This window comes from Providencia sp. PROV255, from assembly GCF_028478065.1.
Classification (GTDB): domain Bacteria; phylum Pseudomonadota; class Gammaproteobacteria; order Enterobacterales; family Enterobacteriaceae; genus Providencia; species Providencia rettgeri.
This window is the reverse complement of record NZ_JAMPMI010000009.1, coordinates 488,297-501,403: the sequence shown is the minus strand read 5'-3', so window position 1 is coordinate 501,403 and position 13,107 is coordinate 488,297. Positions and strand designations below refer to the sequence as shown.

Here is a 13,107-nt window from a genome sequence, read left to right as displayed (position 1 = left end):
TATAAGCTAAGGTTTATAGGGGCCTTTTATTTATAAGTAATAAAGAATGAACTTAGTTAATGGGGAGTCCACTATGAAATTTAAAATCATCATCAGGTGTCGAAATTAATTCTGCTTCAATAGTACCAAAATAATTAACTCGCTCAGTAATATCTTGTTTGCTAATTAATTGCGCTAAGTGTAAATAATCTTGATAGTGGCGAGCTTCTGAGCGTAATAACGAAATATAAAAATTTGCCAGCTGTTCATCAAGAAATGGGGCTAGTTTAGCAAAGCGCTCACAAGAACGCGCTTCGATATAAGCACCAATAATTAGTTTATCAACTAAGGTTTTTGGATCGTGAGGGTCGATATGGCTCAACAACCCTTTAGCATAACGGCCTGCAGTGATACCATCATATGGAATATTACGTTCATGCATAATCTCTAAAACTTGGTAAAAATGATGAAGCTCTTCTTTGATCAGCAAGACCATTTTATCAATTAAATCTTGGCTATAAGGTGATTGTTTTTTTGCCAATATTTGTTTAGAAACCTGATTTTTGTTTCTTAATGTATGGATGTCACCAACCCTGTCATAAGCAAATGATTCATAAGGTTTAAACCATTCAAGTAGCACTGCAGCACTTTCTTTATCGACAGCATACTTGCGAATTAAAAACATGGCACTTTGCGCGGCTTTTAATTCACATAACAGATGATCTTTTAAAATAATGGGCAAGTTCTCAGGCAAACTGGCTTTTTCTACCCACAAATCAGGCGTTTCACATTGCAAAAACTGCCTGATTGGTGCGAGTAATTGTGTATACTCATCCATCTTAGTTATCCATATCTTTTAACCGATAAATCCAATCTAGAGCTTGGCGGGGTGTGAGCTTATCTGGGTCAATCCCTTCCAATGCGCTGAGTACGGGTGAGGGTTCAGCATCTTCTGTGGTTAAAAAACTAAGCTGGGCGCTATCTACATGACTTGCATTGGCATTGTTTGAGATAACTTCGAGTTCTTTAAGCTTTTGTTTTGCCCGTTTAATCACATCTTTTGGTACACCCGCAAGAGAAGCGACAGCAAGGCCATAGCTTTTGCTGGCGGCGCCATCTTGAACATTATGCATAAAGGCAATGGTATCACCGTGCTCAATAGCATCTAGGTGAATATTGACCGCACCTTCGAGTTTTTCAGGTAGTGTTGTTAATTCAAAATAATGCGTTGCAAATAACGTCATTGCCTTGATTTTATTAACTAAGTTTTCGGCGCAAGCCCAAGCAAGGGAAAGACCATCATAGGTTGACGTTCCGCGACCAATTTCATCCATTAGTACTAAGCTATGTTCTGTTGCATTATGAAGAATATTCGCGGTTTCTGTCATTTCGACCATGAAGGTTGAACGGCCAGATGCAAGGTCGTCAGAGGCACCGACGCGGGTAAAAATACGGTCGATTGGGCCTATCACCGCTTTGCTTGCAGGGACAAAACTACCGATGTACGCTAACAGGGTAATCAATGCTGTTTGGCGCATATAGGTACTTTTACCGCCCATATTTGGACCTGTGATGATCAATAAACGACGTTGTGGCGATAGTGATAACGGATTGGAGATAAACGGCTCACTGAGTACTTGTTCAACCACAGGGTGGCGACCTTCAGTAATTTGGATACCTGGTTTTTCAGTGAGTTGTGGACAAGCATAACCTAGAGTTTGTGCTCTTTCAGCTAGGTTGGCTAGGACATCTAACTCAGCGAGAGCTTCGGCACTGGTTTGCAGCGCAGCAAGATGAGGTAATAGTATGTCAAATAACTCATCATACAGTGCTTTTTCAATGGCTAACGCTTTTCCTTTTGATGTCAATACCTTATCTTCATACTCTTTGAGTTCAGGAATGATATAGCGTTCCGCATTTTTTAACGTTTGGCGACGGACGTAATGGATAGGTGTTAAATGGCTTTGGCCTCGGCTAACTTGAATATAGTAGCCATGAACAGCGTTATAACCAACTTTTAGGGTATCGATCCCCAATTTTTCTCTTTCGCGTATTTCGAGCCTATCGAGGTAGTCAGTTGCTCCATCAGCAAGGGCGCGCCATTCATCAAGCTCACTATTATAACCTGGGGCGATAACACCGCCATCACGTACCAACACGGGTGGTGCATCAATAATGGCTTTTTCAAGTAAGTCTTGTAGCTCATCAAACTGGCCAATACGATTTTGAAGGGCTTGTAAATACGAACTACTCGATTGGCTCAGTATTTGATGAATATCTTGGTATTGCTGGAATGCGTAACGCATACGGGTTAAGTCACGTGGGCGAGCGGAACGCAGCGCTAAGCGCGCTAATACCCGTTCTAAATCGCCGATTTGACGTAAAAATGGTTGTAATTCAAAGCCGCATTCTTGCAGTGCACTGATAGCTTGTTGGCGGTTATTTAATATTTGAATGTTACGTAATGGGGTATGTAACCAACGTTTTAGCATACGGCTACCCATCGGAGTCACACACCTATCTAAAATGGCGGCGAGTGTGTTTTCTGTGCCACCTGCAAGGTTTTGGGTGATCTCTAAATTGCGACGAGTTGCTGCATCTAAAATGACATTATCATTTTGTTTTTCCATCACAATGCTGCGAATATGGGGCAGTGACGTGCGTTGTGTGTCTTTCACATATTGTAATAAGCAACCCGCAGCTCTGAGCGCTTTATGGGCATCTTCAACCCCAAAGCCGATTAAATCTTTCGTACCAAACTGTAAACCGAGCTGTTGTTTTGCCGTATCAAGCTCATATTCCCACAATGGGCGGCGGCGCAAGCCTTTATTGTGTTCAATTAATGCCATACTGGCGAAGTCTTCTGGATACAGAAGTTCAGCCGGGCGGGTGCGTTGCAGCTCAGCTTGCAGTGCTTCTTCATCGGCGATTTCACTAATAATAAAACGCCCTGAGGTGATATCTAACGTTGCGAAACCAAAACCTTGTTGGTCTTGCCATACTGCGGCTAACAGGTTGTCTTGCCTTTCATTTAATAGCGCTTCATCGGTGATAGTTCCCGGGGTGACAATACGTACTACTTGGCGCTCAACCGGCCCTTTGCTGGTGGCTGGGTCGCCAATTTGCTCACAAATGGCGACGGATTCCCCCATTTGTACTAATTTGGCTAAGTAACCCTCGGCAGCATGGTGGGGAACACCGGCCATAGGGATCGGTTGCCCTGCAGATTGCCCCCGCTTAGTGAGGGAAATATCCAATAATTGAGAGGCTTTTTTAGCGTCATCAAAAAACAGTTCGTAGAAGTCACCCATGCGATAAAACAGCAGTATGTCTGAATGTTGTGCTTTTAGTTTTAGATACTGCTGCATCATTGGTGTATGGGATTCGAAACTTTGCTTATCAGTCATAGTATTGTCTGTTTTAACGTATTGAGTTAACTAAATTCTGTGAGTGTATTTGACGATTATTTTCAGAGACTAAAATACCACAAATCGCAACAAATGAGAGTAGGCAAACGTGTTAGCCATGCAATTCTCTATAGTATGACGTGATTATCACAGGGACAATGCGTGTTTGGTCATTAATAGTCTGAAATATTGTTAAGTAGAGTGTATGTTTTTTCCTCATCTAGAAAATAGGTTCACGATAACCACTAAATAATAATTGGTAGATATCTGCTTAGTTTGAGAGTTATTTAGGCATTACAGAAAATAATAAGTCGTGCTTTTAGTTATTTCTTTTTTGAGATGGAATATCTCATTTTCTTGAGTAGATATAAATAGCGTAAATAACAGTCATAGATATGACCGCTATTTACGCTAAAGATGAACGGATTATTTAGCTGCTGTTTCCGCGCGTAGCTGGCTAACTTGTTGTTCCAAATCAGGCCATGGTGACTTGTCAGTAAACGTTGTTCTTAGATAATTTAAGAGTACTGCTATTTGCTGATCACTTAAATTATGACGAAAAGCAGGCATGCTGCCGAGCCCTTCTGTTGCCTCATACTCAATTCCATTTAATACAACGCGAATGGCATTATCTGGGGTATCTGCATAAAGATTCGTATTTAAGGCTAAAGCGGGTCGTACACCTGACATTTGCGCACCTTTCGTTTGGGCATGGCATGCCATACAGGCCCCTGAATACAACCTTGCCCCTTCAGAAGAGAGAGGTTCAATTTTATCTTCTGTTTGCTGTACGATTGTTACGGCTTGCGATGTGACCTGCGGATGCTCAACTTCAGAAGTCAAATAAGTAGCAATAGCTTGTCTATCTTCTTCGGTTAGTTGAGAGGTTCCTTCTCTGATGACTGGTGCCATCGGGCCTGCTGCGACACCATGGTTAGCTGAGAATCCCGTACGCAAAAACTCCGCCATATCCTGATGGCTCCAAGCAACAGGTGAGGCTTGGTCACCTCGCAGCGCTGGTGCACTCCATCCTTCAGCATCTCCACCCATCAAGTGGCTATCTCCGCCTTTTTCACCAAATAATATATCACGTGGGGAGTGGCAAGCGCTGCAATGGCCGAGCCCTTCGGCAAGGTATGCACCTCGGTTCCACTCATCAGTTTGTGAATTGTTTGGTTTTATTGGCCCAGCGGTTAAATACAGCTGATTCCATGCCCAAATTCCTTGGCGGATATTAAAGGGAAAGTTTAATGATGTCTTTGGAGGTTGATAACGAACAGGTTTTTGGCTCATTAACCATGCATAGAGGTCATATAAATCATCATCGGAAGTATGAGTAAAAGCCGTGTAAGGGAACGCAGGGTATAAATAATTCCCCTCACGATCAACACCATAACGCATAGCCCGTTCAAACGCTTCATATGACCAGCTGCCAATGCCTGTTTCTATATCAGGTGTTATATTTGTGGTGTAAATCGTGCCGAAGGGGATCTCCATCGCAAAGCCCCCGGTATTTGTTTCACCGCCAGGCCGCGTATGGCAAACGGCACAATCGCCTAGTGCCGCTAATTTTTCACCACGGGCAATTTGAGCGTCAGTAAAACTTTGTGTCGAATTAGTGTGTAATGGCTCAATGGCAGATTGCCAACTCAGCGCGAGTCCCCCCACCGCAACAATAACGATAGCAAGCGCACTGTAGCCAAATATTTTTTTTGCCTTACTCATGAGCCACTCCTTGGTTCTTGGCTGCCATACCTACTGCTCGCAGAATACGTTCAGGGGTAAATGGAACTTCTCGCATACGCACACCTAATGCATCAAATAGCGCATTTGCTACCGCGGCGGCGCTTGGTACTGATGCAGATTCGCCCGCTCCCATAGGGGGTTCATTGGGATACTCCATTAATTGAATATCAATTTCGGGTAACTCATCGAAACGTAGAATAGGGTATCCGCCCCATTCAAGGGAGGTTGTGCCTGATTTATCAAAGGTGGCAAACTCTTTTAATACCCGGCTACAGGATTGAATAATGTTTCCATGGACTTGGTGTTTAACGCCATCTGGGTTAACCATTTGGCCACAATCATGGGCGACATAGATTTTTTTGATAAGCACTTGTCCTGTTCGGCGATTAACAGTTAAGTCGCAGACCCAAGCTGCCCATGCAGCACCAAAACCCGGAAATTTACTGTGGAAATAACGCGCCCAGGCAAACCCTCGACCACTCACAATTTCTTCGGTGACAGGGGATGGTTTTTGATGCATCGGCCCATCAACCCAATTCGCCTGTTTTTTCACGGCACTAATTAAAGCGATAGCTCGAGGATCATCTAAATATTTTAAGCGGTATGCTATAGGATCTTGCTGCGCTAAATAAGCAACTTCATCAATCCAAGATTCATGAGCAAATACATTTGGAAGTGCTGAAACTCCGCGCATCCATGATGCCCTAACAACAGGCGCGGTATCTTTAGCGATAACGCGCATATGTGGGTATCGATATTGAGGGATAGCCGTGCGGTCTCCCATCTGTTGAATATCCGGTTTATTTTCTTTTTTCCCAGTTAAAATCAACGATAAAGTAGCGGCGTTATTTGATGGATAACGAGTACTGAGTTCGTAAGCGCTGACATCATTATTTTGATCAATTCCCCCTCGAATTTTAATCAATTGGCCGGTGCCTTTTGGCTCCCAACCCGCTTCTTGTTCTCGCATTAATTGCACTCGCACAGGTCGTCCTGTCGCTTGAGACAGTAAAACGGCATCGGCTGCCACGTCATCAGCACAGTTACGACCATAGCACCCTGATGCTTCCATGCGATGAATGTGTATTTGATATAGTTCTCTATCGAGTTGTAGTGCTAAATCTTTTCGCAGGTCATGAGGGTTTTGTGTGCCTGACCAGACATCGACTTTATCGTCGCGGACATCTGCGATAGCGCAAGATGGCCCAATTGATGCGTGTAAATGGTATGGCCAAACATAGTCTGCATTCACAGTTTTATGTAAATTGGCTAAGGCGCTGTCAACACCGTCATCATCTCGTAATACTCTATCTTGGCTGGGTAATGCATCAAGGGTGTCATGAAGCTTATCGAGGGTTAAATCGGGTAATCCTTGCCATTCTTTCCATTGAATTTTTAACTGACGCATAGCGTCTATCGCTTGTTCTTCACGTTCGGCAACGACACCAACAAAGTCATTAATGCGTACAATTTTTACAATGCCTTTTAGGTGAGCAATAGAACTTTCATCAATCGAAAGCAAACTATTTCCAAGCGGTGCGCTACTGTCTGCACCTGAATAAGGAGGACGAATAACTCTTCCATGTAACATATCAGGTACTCGCATATCATGTACCCAAGTCAACTCACCCGTTACTTTTGCACGAATATCTACGCGTTGAATCGGCTTTCCGACATAAATAGCTTCAGAAGCGGGTCTTAAAGTTACGTTTTCATCTAATTCAAAATGGAGATCTTGTCCTTTTGCCAATTGCGCATAACTCAAACGACGTTCAGGTTGGGCGGTGACAAAAACATATCCATGCTGTGCTCGAACGGCTTCCATTGGCACATTTAACGCTTTGGCAGCAAGAGATGTTAGCTGCATGCGAACTTGAGCAGCAGCATGGCGTAAGGGGATAGACGTGACCTGAATGGTCGCACTGGCGATAGTCGGCCCTTGATCCGGTGTACTTTGTGGATCCCCAAGTATCATTGTTACTGATTCAAAAGAGACACCAATTTCATCAGCGACAATTTGTGCAAGTGAGGTACGAATTCCTGTACCTAAATCCACGTGACCATTAAATGCAGTCACCGAACCATCAGCGGCAAGAGCAATAAAACTATCGACATAATTAAGAGGAATAGCCGCATTTTTGTTTGGTATCTTTTCTGCTGCAAATGAAATGGAAGGCAACATGTTACTGACAACGATGAGCCCACCAGCTTGCAGCAAACGGCGTCGAGTGATATCTAAAATGCTCATGCTTTACCACCTTGTGCGATGATCATTTTAGCTTTTTTAGCTGCTTTTAATATTTCTACATGGGTTCCACAACGGCATAAATTAAAAGCGAGTTCTTTTTTTATCTCTTCTTCACTTGCATTAGGGGTACGTTTAAACAGAGCAACCAATGTCATTATCATGCCATTCGTACAATAACCACATTGTGCTGCTTGCTCATCAATAAATCCTTGTTGCACAGGATGGAGTGTCTCGCTATCACTAATGCCTTCAAGCGTGGTAATTTTTCTATTTTCTACTGTTGATACCGGTGTCGAACACGAGCGAACGACTTTGCCATCGATAAGTACACTACAAGCGCCACATTCGCCTAAACCGCAGCCATATTTAGGGCCATTGAGTTTTAAATCATTACGTAATACGTAAAGAAGTGGTGTTGATGGAGAAATATTGCTTAGTTCAATCCATCTTCCATTGATATTTAGTTGCATATATTTTCCTTTCACATTGCTAATCACAATAAATGATAATCTAATGTTATTATTTGTATATTAACTATAACATGGGTTATTAATTTGAATTGTGACTGTATGTGCTAAGGGAAATTTTTGTTAGGTATTTAGTAAGTACTTATTAATGAAGGTTAATATTGGAAAATACTCATGGATTGAGTGAATGTTTGAGTCAGGCGAAGTGAGAGGAAACCCAGTTTATATATTGGTTTTCTTTTAATAGAAATAAGTGAATATCTTTAATTTGAAATTCTTATTTAATGTGGGGTGCGTTGATATATTTCACTTGAATGTATCAATGAAAATAATAATGTCGCTTCCCTTCAATAAATAAGTTATTTGAAGAGAAGCGACGAATGATTACTGCGCCGCTTTTTTCAGTTTCTCAATTTGTTCGGCGGTGACGGGTTTACCTTGTCCCCCCCATTCGGCGCGCGCCCATGATATTAAATCTGCCATTTCTTGTGGCGTTAAATCATCAGCAAAACTTGGCATCGCATACATACGTTGCCCATTTGGGAAAGTGGTGGTTGGAATACCCGTTAACACTACACTGATAAAGGTTTCAGGGCTGTCCATCGCTAAGATGGCGTTACCTTTTAACGCTGGAATACCATTAGGTACACCTTCTCCGGTGATCCCGTGGCAGCCTGCGCAGGTAGACATATACATTAAGCGGCCAGTTTCCATGATTTGACTGACATCACCCACTTCTGATGAGTTTGCCTCTGGCAATGGAGCAGGCGAAGCTTTGGCGCCAAGTATTTTTCCTTGTTTATCCGTCATTAAATAAATCGCCATGTCATCAACATCGCTTTTTTTCATCTGACTAGTCGAAAAATGAGTCACTGTGCTCATATCTGCAAATGCAGAGCCTTGCGGGGCATTACCTGTAAGTAAAAACTGGCTCAAGGAGGCGGTATCGTATCCATGTTTGGAAAGCGCTTCGGCCGTGATATCCGGGATCGCTAAGCCCGCTTCTTCACCCCCTTGAAGTGACCGTGAAAACTCGACACCCATCATTAAGTTACGTGGTGAGTGACAAGCGCCGCAGTGCGCTAGACCTTCAACAATATAAGCACCTCGGTTCCACTCGGCAGAACGTTGTGGGTCATGAGGCGCATTTTGTTTAGGGAAATTGAGCAAAGTCCAGAAGTTCATAAATGGGCGAACGGGTAGGACAAATACACCTGTATTTTCTTTGTTTGGCACATTGATTGGCGGAAGTGACATCACATAAGCATACAGGGCATCAATATCATTCGATGTCGTCATATGGGTAAATACAAACGGCATGGCAGGGTAGAGATTACCTCTTTCTTTGCCAATTCCGTCTTTCAAAGCACGATGGAAATCAGCACGGGTATAGTTACCGATACCAAATTGCTTATCAGGCGTTATATTTGTGGAGTAAATGGTGCCGAAAGGGGTTCCGATAGCGCGCCCGCCCGCAGCCAATGGCCCTTCAGGTAATGAGTGGCAACCAAAGCAATCTCCAGCGGTGGCCAATTCTTGCCCTCTTGGCAGTAATTTGGCGACTTCTTCTGAAGTCAGTGGTTTATCTAAATTAGGGCCGATACTGGAAGTACGAAAAGCACCAAATAGGATCGCAAGCATTAATACGATAAATAATAAGATAATAATATAAATGCTTTTACGTAGAGAGCTGGATTTAGCCATGATGTTTCTCCCTAGTCGATCACGCAGCCGGGAGTGTCGAGAGCGACTTTCCTCACAGCTTCATAATAGCGTACATAACCTGTACAACGGCAAATATGCTCATTGAGGGCTTCTTCAATCGCATGTTCGAGTTGGTCTCGCTTCACTGGGTTTTTCTTCAGTTTATCAAGAAATACTGTCGCACCTGTGACGAAACCGGGAGCACAATAGCCACACTGGAATGAAAAGTTTTCGATGAAAGCTTGTTGAATTGGCGTTAACTCAACGACTTTGCCTTGTTCATCCAGTTTGGCTTGCCCTTCGATGGTAACAATATTTTTATTGTTGAAATAATGGGCACCAAAAATACAAGTGCGACTTTCAACCGTTGTGCCATCGGGCTGAATTTCCATAATGGTGCAAGCATGGCAGATCCCTTGGCCGCAACCAAAGTGAGTGCCGGTGAGGTCAAGGTATTCATGTAGAAACTCAATCATTGGCATCCCAACAGGGACATCAATAGGACCAATTTTTTGGCCGTTAATAGTCAGTGTGAGTGGCTTGCGCTCAATAATCGGAACGGCATTGTTGATTTTCATGAGAGTGCCTTTTTAATTTTATCTACCGTAATAGGGAATTCATAGAAACGCTTGCCTGTCGCATGGGTTAATGCGTTACTCGTCGCAGGTAAGATTGGGATCATGCCCAGTTCAGCCATGCCTTTTGGTGGTGAAGTTTCTGATAGCGGAGGTAAGTAATCAATGGTTTGCTGCCAAACCGCAACATCTTTTGCTCGCGGCAGGACATAGCGATTAAAGTTCCATGTTCCGTTACCTGGCCCATCTTCATACAGTGGTAATTCTTCCATCAATGCGTGGCCAATACCCATCGCGGTCCCCCCTTGAATTTGGCCTGAAACCAATTCAGGGACAATCATCGTACCGGGGTCCATAATCATATGATGGCGCATGACATCGACCTCACCCGTCATGGTGTTGACATTGAGCTCGACTAGGCAAGAAGCGGGTGTGACCGTTGTTGGGTCCGCTTTTGCGCGTTGTGTTGGAGGGTAATAGGCAATTTTACGTTTAATAAAATGGTAACCGCCAGTGGTCATCTGTTTTTTCAGTTCCTGTGGCGCACCGTCACCATAACGAACGGATATTGCATCAAGAGGGAGGTTTTTCAAACCGACAGTTGGGATATCGAACTCTGCGCGAGCCCACTGCCAGCTTGAATAGCCATGAACAGCAACCCCGGTGATGAGTCCCATCTCATGGGCTCTTTTGGCTAAAATGTCAAAAGGAATGGGTTTCATTCCGCCGCCACCAATACCATCTGGCCCGACACGAATGTCTGCAAATTCAACATTTAAGCCGTTGAAAGCACCGCCACCAGGGCCTTCGCTCCAAATGCTTTTGGCTGCAGGCCATAGGGTATTTTCCAATAAGAAATGGCCCGCTTGGCGTGTACCAAACCCAATATAATAAACACCACTCGATGAACTCATGTCAGGGATCAGAGCAGGTGTCCAATAGGGATCCGTTTTTGACAGTTCGTCTTGTTTTTTCTGATCTGCCCAACTGGTTTTGAGTGGCAGTTCTGCAAATTCAGTTACCCCAAACTCAACCACATCAGGGGCTTTGCTGAGTGCTTGCCATACCATCACTTGCTGTGCGGTTGTACCACCGGTACCAATCTCTTGCATGCAATGGCGCATAGTGAGTTTACCATTGGTATCAAATTCAAGAGAAAGAATCGTAGGAACACCGCTAGAGCCATAAACTTGCTGCACTTGCGCAAAGCCAACACCATATAGCTTACCGGGGTTTTTCGCTTCATAATCAACTTTATTTTTCTCACGATCGACCCAAATCGGGTGCTTTTCCGCAAGATTTAACATTTCGACATTGCGTGGGTCACCGGCTATTACACCTCCTTGTGTATTTGGATAACCTTCTAAAATGGCATTACGGCGGCGCAGTTCAATCGGGTCAATATTGAGGTTATGAGCGATTTCATCGACCATCAATTCAGTGACTGCCATCGATTGTAAGGAACCAAAGCCACGCATTGAGCCCGCTTCGACAGCCGGAGTGGCCATGGCGAGAGCGGTAAGGTCAGATTTAGGGAAATAATAAATAGATTGGGCGCCACGTACCGCAACGTGTGATACGGCAACGGAGAGGTTTTCACGGCCGCCACCATTACAGTTATAAGTGCCTTTTAATACATCAAATTTGCCCGTTTTTTTATCACCAATGATGGTGACATCCATTTCAATGGAGTGGCGTTTCATTCCCATCTGGAATTGTTCATAACGGTCATTTGCCATGCGAACAGGCAAGCCATCAGCGTAGAAACTGGCGACCATGGAATAGAAAGGAAAAACCGAATAATCTTTTGAGCCATAACCGACGGTCGAACCAGTTAATAGCACAATGTTCTCGACGGAAAAATGTTTGTTGTGCTTCGATAACTCAGCAGCGGCGTTGACGACTCCTGCAGGAGACTGTGTCGCGGTTAAGATATGCAGTGTTTTGGTTTGAGCGTCATACCAAGTATTACAGTTATCAGGCTCCATTGCACAAGGGTCAATGGATTGTGAAAAACCATGGCGCTCAATCACAAACTTATCGGGATCCTGACGAGCGGCTGCGATTTCTTGCTCAATTTGCCGTGCGTAATCCATCGCTTTTTCTTGTTTATCAGGACTTTTTTCTGCCTGATGAAGGGCTTGAATAAAACCACCACCACGATCTTTACGGATCACTGGCGGAATAGAAATGGCGTGTTTTGGGTCATAAGGTGGCCAAATAGGTGTATTGCCATCGAATCCGCCTTTAATACCTGAATCTTGATAAGGGGAAAAGATAGAAGGCGAAAGTGGAGTGTTACCACCAATACGCACATATCGCGCGGCACCGTAATTAGCGGGCGGTTTTGGCCCTGTCACCGTTCCATATTTTACGGTATTTGTCGCAAAGCGTAACATCCGCTGCGCTGCACTGTATTTATCGAAATCATGATAAATCAAGATAGCAACTGGGTGGCCAATAATTGGCGGGGTATCCCCTAGAGGCACTAAAATATTAGTGCCATAGAAGCCTTTTCCCATACTGGTGTCTTGAGGGATATTTAAGCCATCACGGATAAGGTCTTCTTGTAAAACAACTTTATCAGGCTGTAAATTTGGACCTAACATTGAAATATCAATGCCTTCAAAGGTTTTATCTGCCTCTGTTGCTTTTAACATAAAGGCATAGCTTTGTTTTTTAGGCCAGCCAGGGATGTCTTTAGCGCGGTAATCACGAGCAAAATTTTTACGGCCAGTGACCTTTTCAACGCCATCCCAGCGAAAACGTGCTTTACCATTTTGACCAATCCAATCAGTTGATGGAGAGTCAGAATCGAGCTCCATTGCTATCGCAAAAGGGAGTTTGCCGACCATCACTGCAATGCCCGCAATAGTGCCTAATTTGATAAAATTGCGTCTAGAAATATGTCCCGACATAGTGTGCTCCCTGATTATATTTTTAGGGTTTTTTATTATGAACAATGGAGATAAATAATACTT

8 protein-coding genes are annotated in these 13,107 nt (G+C 43.8%); all 8 read right to left on the bottom strand.

Annotated elements, in window-relative coordinates; genetic code table 11:
- Positions 1-52 precede the first annotated feature (52 nt).
- Positions 53-817 carry a tRNA isopentenyl-2-thiomethyl-A-37 hydroxylase MiaE gene (miaE, locus tag PR725_RS11485; protein ID WP_117162675.1) on the bottom strand — a complete coding sequence of 255 codons (765 nt, stop codon included), beginning with the start codon at positions 815-817 and terminating at the stop codon, positions 53-55.
- A 1-nt stretch (position 818) separates the two neighbouring features.
- Complete coding sequence (mutS, locus tag PR725_RS11480; RefSeq protein WP_123382378.1) at positions 819-3,386, bottom strand: DNA mismatch repair protein MutS; 2,568 nt, start codon at positions 3,384-3,386, stop codon at positions 819-821.
- Between the two features lie 426 nt (positions 3,387-3,812).
- Positions 3,813-5,111, bottom strand: a complete 1,299-nt coding sequence (locus PR725_RS11475; RefSeq protein WP_210782330.1) for a c-type cytochrome — start codon at positions 5,109-5,111, stop codon at positions 3,813-3,815.
- Positions 5,104-7,380 (bottom strand): xanthine dehydrogenase family protein molybdopterin-binding subunit, encoded by a 2,277-nt coding sequence (locus PR725_RS11470; RefSeq protein WP_248445563.1) that lies wholly within the window; start codon positions 7,378-7,380, stop codon positions 5,104-5,106. The genes PR725_RS11475 and PR725_RS11470 overlap by 8 nt, the downstream gene beginning before the upstream one ends.
- Entirely contained in the window at positions 7,377-7,850 is a 474-nt protein-coding gene (locus PR725_RS11465; RefSeq protein WP_004913857.1) for a (2Fe-2S)-binding protein, read from the bottom strand. The genes PR725_RS11470 and PR725_RS11465 overlap by 4 nt, the downstream gene beginning before the upstream one ends.
- Positions 7,851-8,231: 381 nt before the next feature.
- Positions 8,232-9,551, bottom strand: a complete 1,320-nt coding sequence (locus tag PR725_RS11460) for a cytochrome c (protein WP_272569068.1) — start codon at positions 9,549-9,551, stop codon at positions 8,232-8,234.
- An 11-nt stretch (positions 9,552-9,562) separates the two neighbouring features.
- Positions 9,563-10,129 (bottom strand): (2Fe-2S)-binding protein, encoded by a 567-nt coding sequence (locus tag PR725_RS11455; RefSeq protein ID WP_004260707.1) that lies wholly within the window; start codon positions 10,127-10,129, stop codon positions 9,563-9,565.
- On the bottom strand, positions 10,126-13,044 hold the full coding sequence (locus tag PR725_RS11450; RefSeq protein WP_110732224.1) for a xanthine dehydrogenase family protein molybdopterin-binding subunit: 2,919 nt from the start codon (positions 13,042-13,044) through the stop codon (positions 10,126-10,128). Before PR725_RS11450 ends, PR725_RS11455 begins: the two co-directional genes overlap by 4 nt.
- Positions 13,045-13,107 lie beyond the last annotated feature (63 nt).